The sequence below is a fragment of the Paenibacillus lutrae genome, from assembly GCF_009757775.1.
Lineage (GTDB): Bacteria > Bacillota > Bacilli > Paenibacillales > NBRC-103111 > Paenibacillus_F > Paenibacillus_F lutrae.
Genome location: NZ_RHLK01000036.1, coordinates 576 through 1,300, shown reverse-complemented (window position 1 = coordinate 1,300; position 725 = coordinate 576). Strand labels below are relative to the sequence as shown.

The window sequence follows — 725 nt, the reverse complement described above, 5'->3', positions numbered from 1 at the left end:
ACAAGACGCCGTACATCAGCAAGCTGCTCATGGATGACGGCATTCGCCCGGTTATGCCGTACACGCGTCCACAAACGAAGGATGGTTTCTTTAAGAAATACGAATATGTGTACGACGAGCACTACGATGCTTACATTTGTCCCAGCAACGAGTTTTTAACGTACGAATTGACGAACCGGGACGGCTACCAGATGTACCGTTCTAACCCAGAGCGATGCAAGTCTTGTTCTTTCTTGAAACAATGTACGGAAAGCAAGGACTTTAAGANATGGTTTCTTTAAGAAATACGAATATGTGTACGACGAGCACTACGACGCTTACATTTGCCCCAGCAACGAGTTTTTAACGTACGAATTGACGAACCGGGACGGCTACCAGATGTACCGTTCTAACCCAGAGCGATGCAAGTCTTGTTCTTTCTTGAAACAATGTACGGAAAGCAAGGACTTTAAGAAGCGAGTGAGCCGTCATATCTGGGCGGATTACCTTGAAGAAGCAGAGCATCTGCGTCATACAGAACGGANAATTGACGAACCGGGACGGCTACCAGATGTACCGTTCTAACCCAGAGCGATGCAAGTCTTGTTCTTTCTTGAAACAATGTACGGAAAGCAAGGACTTTAAGAAGCGAGTGAGCCGTCATATCTGGGCAGATTACCTTGAAGAAGCAGAGCATCTGCGTCATACAGAACGGAACAAGCGGATCTATTCCAAGCGCAAAGAAA

1 protein-coding gene and 2 pseudogenes are annotated in these 725 nt (G+C 46.5%); all 3 read left to right on the top strand.

What is annotated here, in order from left to right; genetic code table 11:
* Nucleotides 1-260: pseudogene (locus EDM21_RS24455) on the top strand (IS5/IS1182 family transposase); the annotation flags it as partial.
* A 4-nt stretch (nt 261-264) separates the two neighbouring features.
* Nucleotides 265-516: pseudogene (locus EDM21_RS24450) on the top strand (transposase); the annotation flags it as partial.
* Between the two features lie 34 nt (nt 517-550).
* A partial coding sequence (locus EDM21_RS24445; protein WP_420850689.1) for a transposase occupies nt 551-725 on the top strand: 175 nt, incomplete at its 3' end.